The sequence below is a fragment of the Winogradskyella undariae genome, assembly GCF_013285155.1.
GTDB classification, from domain to species: Bacteria; Bacteroidota; Bacteroidia; order Flavobacteriales; family Flavobacteriaceae; genus Winogradskyella; species Winogradskyella undariae.
Window position 1 is genome coordinate 37,029 of sequence record NZ_JABTEL010000010.1, and the last position, 19,117, is coordinate 56,145.

The window sequence follows — 19,117 nt, forward strand, 5'->3', positions numbered from 1 at the left end:
TTAAAGCAATACATTCAAATATTTTTAAATGTATTGCTTTTTTTTGTATTTTTATTAACATAAATAATTTAAAAACAAATAGTTATGAAAGCAGTTAGATATTATAATTTAGACATTTCAGAGATTTTTTTATTTGATAATTATATTATCGACCAAATTAAAGAAGGTGTCCATGTAGAACCTTATTTTAACGATTTAATGCAAAATATAATTCATAAGTATTATTACAATAAACCGTTTGTTTATATCACAAATAGAGTTTTTTCGGATTCAATAAATCCCTCAGATTATACTGAAATTAAAGGAATAAATAACCTTATCGCTTTTGCTGTTGTTACTACCGACAAAATTGTAAACAAGAATACTAAAGAAAAACATTTTTTTAATAAAGCTTATAAGATTTTTAATACAATTGATGAAGCTATGTTCTGGTCAGATGATATATTTTTAATTAAGCAAGCTGAAATAAACAGATGTTAACATTTATTTTTTTAGATAAATTATATATCAAAAAGTGCATATTGAAATTTCGACTATGATAAATACTTAATTCAATTTTAAAACGTTACTCAAATAAACGTGAAATACTTAGTAAGGTAAATCATTATTATCGGTAATAAAAATAACATTTCTAATATTATTATATTAAGAAATATTTCTTAAGAAAACATCAATTTATTCTACTTAAAATAAACAGGTTATATTTTTATTAACAACTTTATTGAATAAATTGATGTTAAAAACTAAAATAAAACACGCTTTTTATCGGTAAAACACTTAACTTTGTCGAACTATTTAACCCAAACCCCTCAAACGTTTTATAACTATTTTGCAATCCCCCATCTACTTGTAGATAAAATTGCATTAAAAAATTTATATAATAACCCTACTTATTTGATCAATGAATTTAAATAGATACATAGACCACACTTTATTAAGTGCCTCTGCTACTGAAGCAGAAATTTTACAACTTTGTGATGAAGCTTTAAAATACAATTTTTATTCTGTATGTGTAAACAGCAGTAATGTTTTACTTGCTAAACAAGCTTTGGGTAAATCTGATGTAAAAATCTGTTCTGTTATTGGTTTTCCACTCGGAGCAATGTCTACAGAAGCAAAAATATTTGAAGCCAAACACGCTATAGATCAAGGTGCTACAGAAATCGATATGGTGATAAATATAGGAAGACTTAAGAGTAAAAATCACCTTGCAGTATTAAAAGACATTAGCAATGTTAAAAAAGCTATTGGTAACATTACACTTAAAGTTATTCTTGAAATAAGTGAACTTTCTAAAAATGAAATCGTAAAAGCTTGTGAAATCTGTATTGATGCAAAAGCTGATTTTGTTAAAACATCAACCGGATTCTCTAAAAGTGGAGCAACACTTACAGCTGTGAAAATTATGCGTAAAACCGTAAGAGATCAGTTAAAAATAAAAGCTTCAGGTGGAATTAGAGATGCTGAAACAGCTCAAAAATATATTGCTATTGGAGTCGATAGACTTGGTGTTTCTGCAGGAGTTGCTATGATGAATAATATACCTTCAAAGGCTGTATATTAATTAAAACACTTTGCTTAACTTTGTTACATGAGTGTACATATAGGAGCCAAAAAAGGCGAAATCGCAGAAACAATTTTATTACCAGGAGATCCTTTGAGAGCTAAATGGATTGCTGAAACTTTTTTTAAAAACCCAGTTTGCTTCAATGAAATTAGAGGCATGTATGGTTATACCGGAACTTATAAAGGAAAACGTATTTCTACAATGGGAACTGGTATGGGAGTGCCTAGCATATCTATTTACGCTAACGAACTTATTACAGAATATGGTGTAAAAAACCTTATTAGAGTTGGTAGCGCTGGTTCGTATCAGAAAGATGTAAAAATTAGAGATATTGTTCTGGCGATGTCTGCCTCTTCTACTTCTGGTATAAATGAATTACGTTTTGGTGGTGCAGGCTACGCTCCTACTGCTGATTTTGGTTTATTTATGAAAGCTATTAACGCTGCTAAAGCTAAAAATATTCCGGTTAAAGCTGGTAATGTTTTATCATCAGATGAATTTTACGAAGACGATAAAGAATCCTTTAAAAAATGGTCTAAATTTGGTGTGCTATGTGTAGAAATGGAAGCTGCAGGTTTATATACTGTTGCTGCTAAACATAAAGTAAATGCATTAGCAATATTAACTATTTCTGATTCTTTAGTTTCAAACGAAACGACTACAAGTAAAGAACGCGAAACGACTTTTAAAGGTATGATTGAAGTGGCTTTAGAATTAGCTTAATATACATCATTTAAAATTTCAACATGAAACATCTCATTCTAATTACTTTTTTCTCTTTCTTCATATTTGCATCTTGTAAAGAAAAATCAGAAAAACAAAGCGATGAAATATCTACATACTATTTAATTAGACATGCTGAAAAAGACCGTTCAGATAACACTAACAGAAACCCTAATTTAACAAATGAAGGTTTAAAACGTGCTGATAATTGGGCTAAGCATTTTAAAGATATAGACTTTGATGCTATCTATTCTACAGATTATAACAGAACTAAGCAAACTGTAATGCCAACTGTAAAGTCTAAAAATATAGAGCTTCAAATTTATGATCCATCTGATTTAAAGATTGAGGCATTTTTAGAAAAAACAAAAGGTAAAACAGTTCTTATTGTTGGTCATAGTAATACAACGCCTAAGTTTGTAAATGAATTATTAGGCGAAGAAAAATATGATGATATTGCTGACGATAATAATGCGAATCTATACCTGGTTACATTAACAAAAGACACCAAAAGATCTAAAGTATCAGTTGTTAACTAATTCTACTTTTACATTTTTAAGTTCAATTTTAGAAAGTAATTCTAGCTTATCGGCTTCAAAAGCTTTTCCTAAATTTTCTAATGCAATAGTCTGGTTGTCTCCTGTTTTATAATTATTATAATCTACAAACCTTAATCCACCACGGTAACGTTCATTGTAAGCTTCTCTAAAACGCATTCCTATACCCTTTTCTTCAGCGTAAGAATACGCTAAATATTCTAACTTAAATGTTTCTTTATTTATCCAGTATATATATTGATCATCAAAATCTTCTCCTCCACCATCTTGATCAAAAGTGACTTTTATTTTATAATAATCTTTATTCTTTATTTTTTCGCTTCCTAATAAAGATTTATTAACAGCTTTGTCATTTAACCCATATGGTAATACAGAAAAGTAATGCACAGAATTAACTGAAGCCTCATATGCTTGTGCTATAGAATCTTCAAGTTGAACAAATTCTGAGTTATTATAGCGTTCGTACCCGACATTACTTAACATATCGAATATAGAATCATTATCTTTTACTGTTAATCTAACGAGTAAATATTCGTGATTTTTACGTAATGCTTGGTAATAGACATCTCTAAATTCAAACTTAAGACTAGAACTTGTAAAACGCTCACCACCAGAAACAGCAATAGATTCATCAATAATATCGTTAGCCGTTAAGGTCTTTTTAGTTGTTTCAATAACTTTAGTGTTTTCTAATTTTGAATTTTCATTCTTACAAGCAAAAATGGCTACAAAACTGATAAGTAAAAGGTAATTCTTCATCTTAAATATTCTTTTTATGAATAGTTATGTCGCAAAATTAAAGATTTGATTACAGAAATATCACAAAATCGACTTAAAGGAATATAATCTGTGAGATAAGCAAACGATTTAGATCTTAAATTTTTGTTTACTTCTAGCTTCAAACTTCAAACTTACTTTCTTATCTTTGCCGTCCATGCAAAAGAACATTAACATACTCAATAGAAAAGCCAAGTTTCAATATGAAATTTTGGACAAATACACAGCAGGTATTGTACTCTCTGGTACAGAGATCAAATCTATTAGATCTGGTCAGGCTTCCATTGCTGAAGGTTTTTGCGAGTTTAATGAGCGAGGCGAACTCTTTGTTATTAATATGACGGTTGAAGAGTACAAATTTGGTAGTTATTACAATCATAAAGCAAAGGCTGAGCGTAAATTATTATTGAATAAAAAAGAATTAAAAAAGCTCGAAAAAGAAGTTAATATCAAAGGAAACGCCATTATACCAATGCGTTTATTTCTTAACGACAGAGGCTTAGCTAAACTTGTTATTGCACTAGGAAAAGGTAAGAAACTCTACGATAAACGCGAAACGATTAAAGATCGTGATAACAAAAGAGATTTAGACCGCGTTAAGAAAAATTTCTAAGAATTTACAATTCTTTCACAACTCCACATTTTATATTAGCCTAAGTTTTATTTAACTCAGGCAACCATTTGCTTTAAACTTTCGTCTATATTTATAAAGTCCTTATTCATGATATTAAGGATTAATTTAAATTAGATATTTTTAAGGCATAACTTTTGATGCTCTCATCAGAATGATTCGTGCCTTAACGTTTCTATAAAATTCATCAATCAACATAACACTATGCAAAAACAACTACTCAGTATTCTTTTTCTTGTTTTTACCACACTTGTTTCCGCTCAAATAAAAGGAAATATTACAGATCAAAACAATGAGCCACTTCCGTTTGTAAATATTTTGATAGAAAACACCTATAAAGGGACAACAAGTAATGACGATGGTTATTATGAGTTAAATATTTCGACACCAAAAACATACACTATTGTTTTTAGCTATTTAGGTTATAAAACGGTAAAACAGGAAGTAAACATTACTAAGTTTCCATATCAATTAGATATGTCTCTAGTTGAAGAATCTGTTTCTTTAAATGAAGTTGTTGTTAATTCAGAAAACGATCCGGCAAACGACATTATGCGTCAAGCCATAGCTAATAGAGAAGCTAATCTGGCAAAAATAGAATCCTTTAAAGCCGATTTCTACTCAAGAGGATTGCTTAAAATTGTTGATGCTCCCAAAAAAATAATGGGTCAAGACATCGGTGATTTAGGTGGTGCATTAGATTCTACACGTAGTGGGATTATTTATTTATCAGAAACAATTTCTAAAATTCAATTTTTGAATCCTGATAAGTTAAAAGAAAAAATTACGGCTTCAAAAGTTAGTGGAGATAGTAATGGCTTTAGTTTTAATAGCGCTTTAGATGTTGATTATAATTTCTACAAAAGCACAATTAGCTTGGGTAACGAAATTATTTCACCTATTGCAAATAACGCTTTTGGTTATTATAAATATAAGCTTGAAGGTATGTTTTATGACGATAGAGGAAACCTTATTAATAAAATAAAAGTGATTCCGAAACGTAAAAACGATCCTGTTTTTTCTGGTTTTATTTATATTATAGAAGATCAATGGGATATTTATGCTGTTGAATTAGATATATCAGGGTCTCAAGCCAAAATCCCAATGGTAGATATTATTTCTTTACAGCAAAGTTTTTCTTATTCTGAAGCCAATGATATTTGGGCTGTTATATCACAAAGTATGGATCTTAAATATGCGCTTTTAGGTATTATAGGCGAAGGTCGTTTTACAGCTGTTTATAGTAATTATGAATTTAATACCGGACTTACTAGAAAAGATTTTACCAGAGAAATCGTTTCTTATGAAAAAGAAGCCAATAAAAAAGATTCGTTATTTTGGAATGCTATAAGACCTGTTCCTCTTACTTATGAAGAGCGTACAGATTATACAAAAAAAGACAGTATACAGACTTTACGTGAGTCTAAACCATACTTAGATTCTATAGATGCAGTAAGAAATAAATTTAAAGTAGGAAACATACTTGGTTATACTTATCAAAACTCTCATAAAGATTATCGCTTAGGATTCAACATCCCAATTCTTAGTGCAGTTCAATTTAATACGGTTCAAGGTTATACTGCAAATGCTAATGTATTCTATTCAAAAAATTATGATGACTATAACCGTTACTTTAGAGTTAATGGAGATATTCAATATGGGGTTTCAGACGATCGCTTACGTGCAAAAGGTTCATTAGTTTATAAATTTAATAGCATTAGTAATTCGTTTTTAATGTTATCTGGTGGTGTTTCAGCTGAACAATTTAGCCCTTTTAATCCCATTAAACCAATCATTAACTCCGTTAGCACCCTGTTTTTTGAAGATAATTACATAAAGTTATATGATAAAAGTTTTGTAGCATTAAATTATTCTGAAGAGCTTTTTAATGGATTTAGGTTATATGCCGGACTAAGTTACGAAAGACGAAAAACACTTTTTAATACTACAGATCAAACCTTTTTTAATGATGAAAATGATGCTTACACAAGCAATAATCCTTTAAATGAAACTGCCTTTGGTGTTGCTACATTTCAAACTCATAATATTATTAAAGGAAACGTTGATGCCCGTATTAATTTTGGACAAGAGTATTTAAGTTATCCTGACGCTAAATATAACGTGAGTAATGATGATTACCCAACACTTTACTTAGGTTACGAAACAGGTTTTGGTGCAACAAATAGCGATTATAATTTTAGCCAAATTAAAGCAAGTCTTACACAAGCTTTCAATGTAAAAGATAAAGGGCGTTTAATCTATAATTTAAAATCAGGAACGTTTTTTAATGCTGAAAATATTGCATTTATGGACTACCAACACTTTAATGGTAATCTTACTCATGTAAGTACAGAAGGTAATTATACCAATGTTTTTAATAATTTAGATTATTATTCTGCAAGTACAAACGATACTTATTTTGAAGGGCATATAGAACACGATTTTAATGGTTTTTTACTCGGAAAACTACCATTACTTAACAAGCTGAATTTTAATTTAGTTGTTGGAGCACACCTTTTAGCTAAGCCAGATTTTAAACCTTATCAAGAATATTCTATTGGTATAGATAATATTGGTTGGGGTAAATGGAAATTCTTAAGAGTTGATTATCTTCGTTCTTATCAAAACGGATTTCAGAGTGATGCCATTGTATTTGGTTTGAAATTCTTTTAATTTTACATTATGAAAAAAATTGTATTTATAATAAGCCTATTTTCTATAGGTTTATTTGCCCAAGAGAAAAAAGATTATTCTGCAAACGTAGCAACTTTAGATAGCACTATTGCAACGTTATATACTGTAGTTTCTGGTGAAAAAGGGGTTAAACGTGATTGGGTTTTATTTAAACATTTATTTCATAATAATGCTAAATTAATTCCGGCAGGCACTTCAAGTGAAGGTAAAAAAGCGGTTCGTTATATGTCATCAGATGAATATATTACAACGTCTGGTAATTGGTTTGATAGAAATGGATTTTACCAAAAAGAGACTCAAAGAACTGTAGAAACTTTTGGGAGTATTACACACGTGTTTAGTAGTTATGAGTCTTATAAAACTAAAGGTGATGAAACACCTTTTTTAAAAGGTGTTAACAGCATACAACTGTTTAATGACGGAACTCGTTGGTGGATAATCAATTTGTATTGGGCACAAGAATCAAAGAATAAACCGATGCCTAAACCACATTTACGAAAGAAGGAATAAACATCAATTAACACTTTTTTTGAAAATTTAAAAAAACGAATCTTCATATTTGTGAAATGAAAATACCTAACCACATAAAACAAGCAACTTCTGCCCTATCTATTATAGGGTTAGTTCTGTTGTTGGTATTTTCACCTTGTAAGGTTAGAAATTCATTTCAAAATATTTTTGAACTCCCTACAACGGAGGTTTCTAACAAAAGCATTTCATCTTTAAAAAATAGAGTTTGTGATGTTTCTATAGATGCAGAAATTGTTATTTCTAAATCTTATAATAACCTTCAGATTTCTCAGGCAGTATTATCTAAAAAATCAATTTTTAATACTTCTGTAATTGCATCTTCAAAAAAACAAATATCTCAAAATTATAGTGCTAGAGGAGAAATTCCGCCTTTAGCACCTTACTATATTCTCTATCAAAATAACAAAGCATATCTATAATTAATTTTCTTCAGACTTAAAACCTAGCAATCTCTGCTAGTAGAAAATTATTAATTACTTTTTATAGATATACATAATGAATTTAAATATTAAAAACGACTCGGGTTTTCTTGCCCTTGCACTTCGTATGGTTGTTGGTTGGACATACTTTTCAGCATTCTTTAGACGTACCATTTTAGCTGATAAATTAGATCCTGAAATTGCTGGTTATATTGGCGTAAAATTTAATCACTTCCTTCCAAATGCCTTAGGCATAAAACCAATTATTCAATATCTAGTTGAAAACCCAGATATCCTTTGGTACAATATGGTTGCATTTACTATTATTGAAGGAATTGTTGGACTTTTTATAATCTTCGGGTTATTTACAAGATTAATGAGTATTGGCGTCTTTGGATTGGCAATGGGCATTCTTCTTGGTTCAGGATGGATTGGTACAACTTGCTTAGACGAATGGCAGATTGGTGTGCTTGGTATTGCCACAGGATTTGTCTTATTCCTAACAGGAAGTGGACGATTTTCATTAGATAATTATTTAATGACTAAAAATGCATCTATCACTAAAAAGAAAAGATTTGCTTGGTTAGGTTCAGGATTACTTCCTATTAGAGATGGTATTTTTTCAAAAGTTGTTATTATTGGTTCATTTTTCATCTTAGGGTTAACGTTATTTACCAATCAAGTGTTTCACGGTGGTCTTTGGGGAACTTTACATAATAAATCTGTAAAACCTAAACTTGAAATTACAGCAGGAGAAATAACGAATACAAACCTTTCTTTTGATGTCTTTAGGGTTGAAGGTGTAGATGTTTATGGCGCATGGATTATTGGTCTAGAGCTTAAAGATTCAGAAGAAAAAGTTATTTTAAACTATACTCAAGATAAATTAGCTGCCTTAACCAAACAGAACATTGCTAATTATTACATCGCGAAAATTAAACCAGGAAAACACAGTTTAATTGTTCCGTTAGGTACAAAAGCAAAGATGAATTTTAATGATTCTGAAATTCAGAATTTACCTAGTGGTCAATACACTTTAAAAATGACAGATATTAGTGGCGTAAGTTGGGAGCATAAAATTACTAAAAACTAGTTAAAAAAAAGAACTCCTAAAACTGTAATTATAAGTTACATTTTTAGGAGTTTAATATAAAAATAAAGTTAGTCTCTATCTCTTAATTTTTGTCTTCTAGCATAGGTACAAATCTAAAATCACCAAATTCGTGCTTTTCAAATTCTTTAGGCCCTTTTCTAATAAACAAGGTCATAACTTGCACTTTATCTCCAACAGGAATCACTAAACGGCCACCAATTGCCAATTGGCTCAATAATGGATTTGGTACATACGGCGCACCTGCTGTAACAATAATACTTTGAAATGGTGCCTCTTCTGGCAATCCTTTATAACCATCACCAAATATAAGTTGCTTAGCTCTGTAACCAATTTTAGGTAGAAATGTAGAGGTTTTTTTGTAAAGCTCTTTTTGGCGTTCAATACTATAAACTTTAGCGCCAAGTTCTAAAAGTACTGCAGTTTGGTAACCACTACCTGTTCCTATTTCTAAAACTTTATCTTCAGGAGTTATTTGTAATAATTCAGATTGAAAAGCTACAGTATAAGGTTGAGAAATGGTTTGATCTGCAGCAATAGGAAACGCTTTATCTTGATACGCATGGTCAATAAACCCAGAATCCATAAACAAATGTCTCGGAATTTTACCAATGGCTTTTAAAACGTTTTTATCTTTAATGTCTTTATTGATGAGGATTTCAACAAGTTGCTGGCGCATCCCATGATGCTTAAATGTATCTTTCAAAGCGTAGTTTAGTTTCCGCTAAAATAAAGTAAAGAAAGGCAAAATACAACCTCTAAAAGTTCAAATTACAAAAACTAAACTCCTAAAATTGCTTCATAATTCCTATCAATATTAGGTATAACAACTTAGACAGATGCTCTCCTATTGATGATTATCAATTTCACAGGAATTTATATTTTCTTATTTCAATTTCTGAGCGAAAACGCCTATTTTTGTTAAAAACAGAAAATATGCTCAAAGCTGGTGTTCTTGGTGCTGGTCACCTTGGTAAAATTCATTTGAGATTGCTCAATCAATCTAACAAATATGATCTTGTTGGTTTTTACGACGCAGATGCTGAAAATGCAAAACGTGTGGTTGAGGAATTTGGTTACAAATATTTCGATTCTATTGACGACTTAATAAATGCTGTAGATGTTGTAGATATTGTAACGCCTACTCTATCACATTACGATTGTGCAAAACAAGCTATTAAAAAAGGCAAGCATGTATTTATAGAAAAACCGATTACAAATACGGTTGAAGAAGCTGAAACCCTTAGAGCCTTAGTTGCAGAACATGGCGTTAAAGGTCAAGTAGGACATGTAGAACGTTTTAATCCTGCTTTTACAGGTGTTAAAGATCAGATTAAAGATCCGATGTTTATTGAATGTCATAGACTTGCTGAATTTAATCCTCGTGGTACAGATGTCCCAGTTGTTTTAGATTTAATGATACATGATATAGATATTATACTAAGCGTGGTACAATCTACAGTGAAACATATTTCTGCGAGTGGTGTTTCTGTGGTAAGCGAAACACCAGATATTGCTAATGCACGTATTGAATTTAAAAATGGCTGTGTTGCAAATTTAACAGCAAGTAGAATTTCATTAAAGAACATGCGTAAAACTCGTTTCTTTCAAAAGGACGCTTATATCTCTGTAGACTTTTTAGAAAAGAAATGTGAGGTTGTAAAAATGAAAGATGCTCCAGAAAGTCCTGGTGATTTCGATATGATTCTTCAAAATGCTGAAGGTATTAAGAAACAAATCTATTTTGATAATCCTGAAATAGCAAATAATAACGCCATTTTAGATGAATTAGAAACTTTTGCTGAAGCCGTTAAAAACAACACAAAACCAGTTGTTACACTTCACGATGGAACTGAAGCTTTACGTGTTGCAAACATGATTATTAATCAGTTTTAATTCAACTTACTTATACTAAACGAGATTCTTTTTTAAATTATAAAAAGGAATCTCGTTTCAAATATAATTTCAACTAAATAAACGCTCATCTTTAATATAAACTGAGCATTAACAAAATTCTTATTTTGCCCACGTAAGAATTCCTTCGCTCTAGGAAGGCTAATTTGGGCTTTTTTATTTATGAAAAATATAGCTGTAATAGGTGCAGGAACTATGGGTAATGGAATTGCTCATACATTTGCACAATCTGGATTTAAAGTCAACCTTATTGATATTAGCGATGCTTCATTAAAACGAGGTATGGATACCATTGCCCGTAATTTGGATCGTATGGTTGCTAAAGAAAAAATAACTGAAGCTGATAAGACTGAAACTTTAGGGAATATTTCAACATTTATAAATACTGAGGAAGGTGTTAAAAATGCTGATTTAGTCGTTGAAGCCGCAACAGAAAATTTAGATTTAAAACTAAAAATATTTAAACAACTCGATGCTGTATGTAGTGAGCATACTATTTTAGCGACTAACACGTCTTCAATTTCTATCACACAAATTGGAGCAGTCACTTCTAGACCCGAAAAGGTTATTGGAATGCATTTTATGAATCCTGTGCCAATTATGAAGTTGGTAGAAATAATAAGAGGCTACAGTACAAACGATGCCGTTACAACAACGATTATGGAGTTATCTAAAACTCTAGGTAAAGTGCCAACGGAAGTTAATGATTATCCTGGTTTTGTTGCCAATCGTATTTTAATGCCAATGATTAACGAATCTATTGAAACACTTTACAATGGTGTTGCTGGTGTTGAAGAAATTGACACGGTTATGAAATTAGGAATGGCACACCCAATGGGACCTTTACAACTTGCAGATTTTATTGGTTTAGATGTTTGTTTGTCTATTTTAAATGTGATGTACGATGGTTTTAAAAACCCTAAATATGCACCATGTCCTTTATTAGTTAATATGGTTATGGCTGGAAAACTAGGTGTAAAATCTGGTGAAGGTTTTTATGATTATGCTGAAAGCAGAAAAGCTGAAGTAGTTTCTAAACAGTTTTCTAAGTAAAAAATGGCAAAAATAATTCCATTTAAAGCTGTAAAACCAACAAGAGCTATTGTTGGCCTTGTTGCCGCACGCCCTTATCAGAGTTATACTTTAAATGAACGAAAAACGAGGATGGCGTATAACCCTTTTAGTTTTCTTCATATTGTAAATCCTGGTTATAAATATGATCAGGAAGTTACAGGGAAAGAGCGTTATCGTTTAGTGAAGAATCGTTATTCTGAATTTAAGGAAGATGGAATTTTTATTCAAGATGAAAAGCCTTCATTTTATATTTATAAAATAGTTAACAGACATGGTCATGAATTTAACGGAATCATTGCCGCGACAAGTGCTGAAGATTACGAAAAGGATGTCATAAAAAAGCATGAAGATACCATTGCTAAACGCGAAGAAACCTTTAAAACTTATATCCAAACTGTTGGATTTAATGCAGAACCAGTTTTACTTACCTATCCTGATAATGCTGTTATTTCTGAAATTATAAAGGAAACACAAAAGGGTTATGCTGAGTTTGAATTTACAATGACCTACAGAGATACTCATTATTTATGGAAAGTAGATAATGAAAACACTATTGCTATTATTGAAGAGGAATTCAATAAAATGAAAACCATTTATATCGCCGATGGTCATCATAGATCTGCATCCTCTTACCTGTTATATAAAGATGAAAAGGCAAAGAATCCTAATCATAATGGTAGTGAGTCTTACAACTTCTTTATGTCGTATTTAATTCCGGAATCTGAATTGGTTATCCAAGAATTTAATCGATTAATTAAAGACTTGAACGGCTTAACCAAAGAAGCTTTTTTAATTCAGCTAGATGAAACATTTCGTATTGAAAACAGAGGCAATATTCCATATCACCCAAAAGATGCACATCAATTTAGTATGTATTTAGACGGTGAGTTTTATTCTTTATTTTTAAGAAAATCAGCTTATCAGTTTCATACCGCTTTAGATGAATTAGATGCTCAAATATTATTTAAAACCATTCTTCAGCCTATTTTAGGTATTGAAGATTTACGTAACGATAATAGAATTTCGTACGTTAATGGTCAACACGAAATGATAACCATTAAAAGCAGTGTAGATAGTGGCGAATTTAAAGTTGGTTTTGGCATGCCTCCTTCAAATGTAAACCAGATGAAGCAAATAGCAGACGAAGGTTTAACCATGCCTCCAAAAAGCACCTATATTTTACCAAAATTACGAAGTGGAATAACCATATATGAATATTGAACAATTTAATAAATTATTGAAATGAGTATCATAGACAACTTAAATCATATAAAATCTACTTTACCAGAACACGTTACTTTAGTGGCCGTTTCGAAAACAAAACCTGTAAGTGATTTAATGGAAGCTTATAATGCAGGGCAACGCATTTTTGGAGAAAATAAAATCCAAGAAATGGCTGAGAAACACGAAGAAATGCCAAAAGATATAGAATGGCATATGATTGGTCATGTTCAGCGAAATAAGGTAAAATATATGGCTGAATTTGTAGATTTAATTCACGGTGTAGATAGTTTTAAGCTACTCAATGAAATTAATAAACAAGCCGAAAAATACGGCAGAACTATAAACTGTTTATTTCAAATTAAAATTGCTGAAGAGGATAGCAAATTTGGAATGTCTGCAAGTGATGCTTCTACTCTACTACAATCTGAAGAATTTTTAAATTTAAAGAATATTCACATTGTTGGTCTCATGGGAATGGCTACATTTACAGATGACCTTAAACAGGTTGAAAAAGAATTTCAATTCTTAAAAAATACTTTTACAGAACTAAGAGCTTTTCATTCCGAACTTAAAACAATAAGTATGGGTATGAGTGGAGATTACCAGTTGGCAATAAAAAATGGTAGTACTATGGTCCGTGTTGGAAGCAGTATTTTTGGAACTAGAAATTATAATAATTAACTTACTTAATAATACAACGTTATTTACGCAATAGTAGACATAGAAACCACCGGCGGAAAATTTAATGAAGAGGGAATTACAGAAATTGCAATTTACCGCTATGACGGTCATGAGGTTACCGATCAATTTATATCTTTAGTTAATCCAGAGCGCGAAATTCAGCCCTTTGTAGTCAATTTAACAGGCATAAACTCAAGTATGCTTAAGAATGCACCCAAATTTTATGAGGTTGCAAAACGCATTGTAGAAATCACTGAAGATTGCATCATAGTCGCTCATAATTCTTCATTTGATTATAGAATTTTAAAGACTGAATTTAAACGCTTAGGGTTTCCTTTTAAACGAAAAACGCTTTGTACTGTAGAGCTTTCTCAACAACTAATTCCAGATATGCCTTCTTATAGTTTAGGTAAACTAACACGCTCTTTAGGTATACCTATTAGTGATAGACACCGCGCTAATGGAGATGCAATGGCAACCGTAAAGTTGTTTAAAATGCTACTCGATAAAGATTTAGATAAGGTAATTGTAAAGAATGCTATTAAAGTTGAACAGAAATCTAAAATTTCAACTAATTTAAAAGATATCATTGATAAACTCCCTGCAGATACTGGTGTTTACTACATTCACAATGCCGATGGTGAAATTATTTATATTGGAAAAAGTAATAATATTAGAAAAAGAATTATTCAACATTTTACGGGTACAAATTCAAAATCTAAGAAACTTCAAAAATTTGTAAGCACCGTTACTTACGAAAAAACAGGAAGTGAATTAGCTGCTCTTCTAAAAGAAAGTGCTGAAATTAAAGCTAATAAACCTATTTTTAATAGAGCATTACGCAAAAGTATTTTTACACATGCTTTATATCAGTTTACCGACCAAAATGGTTATATCAATCTAAAGATTGACACATCTGATAGTGAAGAAATGCCTATTACAACATTCACCACAAGATTAAGTGCTAAAAACTTTTTATTTAAAGCTGTTGATACTTATAACCTTTGTCAGAAATTAACAGGCTTATACACTACAAAAACAAACTGTTTTAAATATGATGTAAAAGAATGCCAAGGTGCTTGTGTTAATGAAGAATCTGCAGATTCTTACAATAAGCGTGTACAAGAGTTAATTGAAAAATTCAGTTACCAGAATAAAGACATGCTTATCATTGATAAAGGACGAACTATTGAAGAAAAAACTGTGTTTTTAATTGAAAATGGTATTTTTAAAGGTATGGGGTTCTTTGATTTAAATCATCAAATAAATAATAGAGCCATTTTATCTTCAATTATCACTCCTATGGAAAATAATAGAGATGCACAGCATATTATTCAAAATTATATGAGACGTAATAAAAGGTTAAAAATAGTAGATTTAAATTAGATTTTATGAAATTAAGATTGTGTATAGTTGTATTTTTTATATGTATTATTGGTTTTTCTCAAGAATATAATACTGCTATGTCTGTTTTTAAAAGTGATTTAGAACTAACCTCTTACAGTAAAGACTCGACTGCAAATGCTCTAGTTATATACGATTATGGTAAAAGTTTTGTGGATAAAAATACATTTTGGCTTAGAGTACAAAATCAAAAAAAAATAAAAATTTTAAGACCAGAAGGAATAGAACGAGGCCAATTTGAAATTAAACTCTATAAAGGAAAATCCTCTGAAGAAAAAATTGAAAACATTAGTGCTACGACCTACAATTTAGTTAACGGTAAAATTGTTAAAAGTCATTTATCTAAAGACGCAATTTTTAAAGAAGAAAACGAAAAGTATACTCTAGTAAAGTTTGTTTTGCCACAAGTAAAAGTAGGGAGTGTTTTAACTGTTAGATATGAAACACAATCTAGGTTTATGTCTAAATATCAGCCGTGGTATTTCCAAGGACCAGATCCTGTGATGTACAGCGAATACAATACTAGTATTCCTGGTAATTATGAATATCATGTAAAACTAGTTGGTGGTGTTCCTTTAGAAACCAATGATGTTAGTTTAGAAAAAAGATGTTTAGAAGTGGGACTTAACGGGTATTCTGACTGTGGGATTTCTAAATATGTGATGAAGGATATACCCGCCTATAAGTTGGAAGATTATGCCACTACAGAATTAAATTATATTTCTAGAATAGAATATGAACTAAGTGTTTTTCGTGGCTTTGATGGTGTGGTTAACAAAATAGCCAAAACATGGAAAGATGCTGATAAAGAATTAGAGACAGATGGAGATTTTGGAAGACAGATTAGTAAAAAGAGTCTTGTAAAAAATATATTGCCAGAGTCAATTTCTCTAATTTCAGATAAGCTTACCAAAGCGAAAGCTATTTATCAATTTGTTCTTGATAATTATAAATGGAACGGTAAATCTGAAAGGTATGATGTTTCAATAAAAACGTTAAATAAAGAGAAAGTAGGAAGTTCATTTGAAATTAATTTACTCTTAGAAAATTTATTAAATATTGAAGGTATCAAAGCATCCCCTATCTTAATATCGACTAGACAAAATGGTTTAATTACTAAAATTTATCCTGTACTTAGCGACTTTAACTATGTAATACTAAAAGTTATAATAAATGAAGAAAACTATTATTTAGATGCTACTGATCCTTATATCTCTTTTGGAGAATTACCTTTTAGAACTTTAAATCAATATGGAAGACTTATAGATTTTGATAATGGAAGTTATTGGGAACCTATCATTGTTAATGATGTCTCTGCTAAATCACATAGTATAGAGTTATCTTCATATGAAGATGACCATTTTATAGGAAGAATAAAAAGTAAATCTAAAGGTTATTATTCGTACAAAGAAAAAAAACAGTTTGATGAAGATTCTTTAAACTATAAAGAGAATACCATTGACGATTACACTAATATTAAAATTAATGATCATAAAGTTATTGATTACGATAAAACAAAGTCGGAATTTAATGAAACTTTAGATTTTTCTATGGAGCCTGAGATTATAGGGAACAAAATTTATTTAAATCCCTTTATTTTAAAATTTTTTGAAAAGAACCCTTTTCAATTACAAGAAAGAACATACCCTATAGATTTTGGCTACAAAAGCACTTTTAACTATAGATTAAAAATAGATCTGAATGATAATTTAAAAGTTGTAGAAATGCCTACTTCTGTAAATTATGCATTACCTAATAATGGAGGACGAATATTATTTAATACAAATCTGAGCGATAATGTATTAACGCTTTATTTTAATATAAAATTTAATAAACCAATTTATTTACCAGAATCTTATCCTTATCTAAAAATATTTATGAATAAGGTTGTAGAACTTCAAAACAATACAGTAATTGTTTTAGAAAATCAATAGTGATACTTTTTTGTACTTTTAATGCCTATGGATTCTCAACAAAAACAGAAATGGAAACATAAAATTCACGAAGTTATCTACGAAGCAGATACGCCTTCTGGTAAACTTTTTGATATTCTACTTTTAATATTTATCATTTTTAGCATTGTTTTAGTGATGCTAGAAAGTATTGCTAGTGTTGATAGAGAATATCATCAACTTTTATACATATGTGAATGGGTTGTTACAGTTTTATTCTCAATTGAATATATTTTAAGAATAATTTCTGTAAAAAAACCACTTAAATACGTTACTAGTTTCTTCGGAATTATAGATTTATTATCTACAATACCAATGTATTTATCATTTGTGCTTGTTGGCTCACAGGCTTTGGTAACATTAAGAGCATTGCGATTACTAAGAGTTTTTAGAATTTTAAAATTAGCACGTTATTTAGGTGCTTCAAACCATCTAAAAGCATCTTTAGTTGCCAGTCGTGTTAAAATTTTAGTTTTCTTATTTGCCGTGATTATCACTTCCGTTATTTTCGGAACTATTATGTATTTAGTAGAAGGTGAAGCTAATGGTTTTGATAATATACCTAAAAGTGTTTATTGGTGTATTGTAACATTAACTACAGTTGGTTTTGGTGATATTGCACCTCAAACGGCTCTCGGACAGTTAATCACTTCTTTTATAATGATATTAGGTTATGGTATTATTGCTGTACCTACAGGAATTGTTTCTGCAGAGTATGTTAGAGCGGGTAAAAAATCTGATGAAGAAAATGAAGCTTTAATCGCTCATCATAATAATCAACAGCAAAATGTAACTAAAGAAGATATCATTGTACATTTAAATTCTCAACATTGCTCAAATTGTCATGTTTCTAATCATCGAGATAATGCTGAATATTGTTATAATTGTGGAAACGAACTCCATCCTTAAACTGCAAACTTATATATGGTGATAACACCTTCAAACTTTATAATTTCTATTGTTGGACCAACAGCAATTGGTAAAACAGCGCTAAGTATTAAACTTGCTCAACATTATAATGCCGAAATTATTTCAGCAGATTCACGTCAGTTTTTTAAAGAAATGACTATCGGAACCGCTGTACCTTCATCTGAAGAATTAAGTGGAGCAACACATCATTTTATTCAAAATAAATCCATAAACGATGCTTTTAACGTTGGAGATTTTGAGCGTGAAGCTATTTCTAAAATTAAAAAACTTCATAAAGACCATACTTTTGCTGTTATGGTTGGTGGTTCTGGATTATATGTGAAAGCTGTTACCAATGGATTAGATTATTTTCCTGAAGTAGATCCAAAGATTAGAATAGAACTTAATAAGAGATTTGAAACAGAGGGTTTACTTCCTTTACAGAAACAATTAGAAACGTTAGATATTGAAACTTATAATACAATAGCCATTGATAACCCTAAGCGTGTTATTAGAGCTTTAGAAATTTGTATTGGTACAGGTAAAACATATTCTTCATTTTTAACAAGACCAGAAAAACAACGCAATTTTAAAACCATACAAATTGGCTTAAATGCTGAACGTTCTATTATTTATGATAGAATTAATCAACGTGTAGATATAATGATCGCAAATGGTTTATTAGATGAAGCTAAAAGCCTTTTGCCTTTTAAAGATCTTAATGCTTTAAATACTGTAGGGTATAAAGAATTGTTTCAATACTTAGAAGGGAATATAACTTTAGAGTTTGCAATTTCAGAAATTAAAAAAAATACGAGACGTTTTGCAAAACGACAATTAACCTGGTTTAGAAAAGACGAATCGATAAAATGGTTTGATTACGAAACTGATTTAGATACTATTGTTTCGTATATTAACCAACAGATATAAGAAATCCAGCTCAAAATGA

The 19,117-nt window shown here is 30.3% G+C and carries 19 protein-coding genes; 17 read left to right on the forward strand and 2 right to left on the reverse strand.

The genetic code is table 11. The annotated features are described in order from the left end of the window. The first annotated feature begins 84 nt into the window (after positions 1-84). From HSX10_RS13565 to HSX10_RS13580, 4 genes are all read left to right on the forward strand, one after another. A complete protein-coding gene (locus HSX10_RS13565; RefSeq protein ID WP_173588776.1) occupies positions 85-480 on the forward strand; it encodes a hypothetical protein in 396 nt (131 codons plus the stop codon). 421 nt (positions 481-901) lie between these two features. Beyond that, positions 902-1,564: a deoxyribose-phosphate aldolase gene (deoC, locus tag HSX10_RS13570; RefSeq protein ID WP_173588777.1), complete on the forward strand. Its 663-nt coding sequence runs from the start codon at positions 902-904 to the stop codon at positions 1,562-1,564. A 27-nt stretch (positions 1,565-1,591) separates the two neighbouring features. Further along, positions 1,592-2,290, forward strand: a complete 699-nt coding sequence (gene deoD / locus HSX10_RS13575; protein WP_173588778.1) for a purine-nucleoside phosphorylase — start codon at positions 1,592-1,594, stop codon at positions 2,288-2,290. Between the two features lie 23 nt (positions 2,291-2,313). After that, on the forward strand, positions 2,314-2,829 hold the full coding sequence (locus tag HSX10_RS13580; RefSeq protein WP_173588779.1) for a SixA phosphatase family protein: 516 nt from the start codon (positions 2,314-2,316) through the stop codon (positions 2,827-2,829). On the opposite strand, the gene HSX10_RS13585 is transcribed toward HSX10_RS13580, so the two are convergent. Next, positions 2,815-3,606 (reverse strand): DUF6503 family protein, encoded by a 792-nt coding sequence (locus tag HSX10_RS13585; RefSeq protein ID WP_173588780.1) that lies wholly within the window; start codon positions 3,604-3,606, stop codon positions 2,815-2,817. The genes HSX10_RS13580 and HSX10_RS13585 overlap by 15 nt on opposite strands. Before the next feature lie 175 nt (positions 3,607-3,781). Here HSX10_RS13585 and smpB point away from each other — a divergent pair, with 175 nt between their 5' ends. From smpB to HSX10_RS13610, 5 genes are all read left to right on the forward strand, one after another. Then, a complete protein-coding gene (smpB, locus tag HSX10_RS13590) occupies positions 3,782-4,237 on the forward strand; it encodes an SsrA-binding protein SmpB (RefSeq protein ID WP_173588781.1) in 456 nt (151 codons plus the stop codon). 222 nt (positions 4,238-4,459) lie between these two features. Then, complete coding sequence (locus tag HSX10_RS13595; RefSeq protein WP_173588782.1) at positions 4,460-6,928, forward strand: DUF5686 and carboxypeptidase regulatory-like domain-containing protein; 2,469 nt, start codon at positions 4,460-4,462, stop codon at positions 6,926-6,928. 9 nt (positions 6,929-6,937) lie between these two features. Then, positions 6,938-7,459 carry a hypothetical protein gene (locus HSX10_RS13600; protein ID WP_173588783.1) on the forward strand — a complete coding sequence of 174 codons (522 nt, stop codon included), beginning with the start codon at positions 6,938-6,940 and terminating at the stop codon, positions 7,457-7,459. A 56-nt stretch (positions 7,460-7,515) separates the two neighbouring features. Then, complete coding sequence (locus tag HSX10_RS13605; RefSeq protein WP_173588784.1) at positions 7,516-7,899, forward strand: hypothetical protein; 384 nt, start codon at positions 7,516-7,518, stop codon at positions 7,897-7,899. A gap of 76 nt (positions 7,900-7,975) precedes the next feature. Continuing rightward, positions 7,976-8,992 (forward strand): TQO small subunit DoxD, encoded by a 1,017-nt coding sequence (locus HSX10_RS13610; protein ID WP_217363277.1) that lies wholly within the window; start codon positions 7,976-7,978, stop codon positions 8,990-8,992. A gap of 82 nt (positions 8,993-9,074) precedes the next feature. Here HSX10_RS13610 and HSX10_RS13615 read toward each other — a convergent pair whose 3' ends face one another. Next, the gene (locus tag HSX10_RS13615; protein WP_173588785.1) at positions 9,075-9,716 is read right to left on the reverse strand and encodes a protein-L-isoaspartate(D-aspartate) O-methyltransferase; all 642 of its coding nucleotides are present in this window, start codon (positions 9,714-9,716) and stop codon (positions 9,075-9,077) included. Between the two features lie 230 nt (positions 9,717-9,946). Here HSX10_RS13615 and HSX10_RS13620 point away from each other — a divergent pair, with 230 nt between their 5' ends. The 8 genes from HSX10_RS13620 (at position 9,947) to miaA (ending at position 19,098) form a co-directional block, all read left to right on the forward strand. Continuing rightward, positions 9,947-10,906, forward strand: a complete 960-nt coding sequence (locus tag HSX10_RS13620) for a Gfo/Idh/MocA family protein (RefSeq protein WP_173588896.1) — start codon at positions 9,947-9,949, stop codon at positions 10,904-10,906. Between the two features lie 180 nt (positions 10,907-11,086). Further along, entirely contained in the window at positions 11,087-11,977 is an 891-nt protein-coding gene (locus tag HSX10_RS13625) for a 3-hydroxybutyryl-CoA dehydrogenase (protein ID WP_173588786.1), read from the forward strand. Between the two features lie 3 nt (positions 11,978-11,980). Further along, positions 11,981-13,219: a DUF1015 domain-containing protein gene (locus tag HSX10_RS13630; RefSeq protein ID WP_173588787.1), complete on the forward strand. Its 1,239-nt coding sequence runs from the start codon at positions 11,981-11,983 to the stop codon at positions 13,217-13,219. Between the two features lie 21 nt (positions 13,220-13,240). Then, positions 13,241-13,903, forward strand: a complete 663-nt coding sequence (locus HSX10_RS13635; RefSeq protein WP_173588788.1) for a YggS family pyridoxal phosphate-dependent enzyme — start codon at positions 13,241-13,243, stop codon at positions 13,901-13,903. Positions 13,904-13,924: 21 nt separating this feature from the next. Further along, the gene (locus HSX10_RS13640; RefSeq protein ID WP_173588897.1) at positions 13,925-15,289 is read left to right on the forward strand and encodes an exonuclease domain-containing protein; all 1,365 of its coding nucleotides are present in this window, start codon (positions 13,925-13,927) and stop codon (positions 15,287-15,289) included. Between the two features lie 5 nt (positions 15,290-15,294). Next, entirely contained in the window at positions 15,295-17,241 is a 1,947-nt protein-coding gene (locus tag HSX10_RS13645; RefSeq protein WP_173588789.1) for a DUF3858 domain-containing protein, read from the forward strand. Positions 17,242-17,268: 27 nt separating this feature from the next. Further along, entirely contained in the window at positions 17,269-18,168 is a 900-nt protein-coding gene (locus tag HSX10_RS13650) for an ion transporter (RefSeq protein WP_173588790.1), read from the forward strand. 15 nt (positions 18,169-18,183) lie between these two features. Continuing rightward, a complete protein-coding gene (gene miaA / locus HSX10_RS13655; protein WP_173588791.1) occupies positions 18,184-19,098 on the forward strand; it encodes a tRNA (adenosine(37)-N6)-dimethylallyltransferase MiaA in 915 nt (304 codons plus the stop codon). The last annotated feature ends 19 nt before the right edge of the window (positions 19,099-19,117 follow it).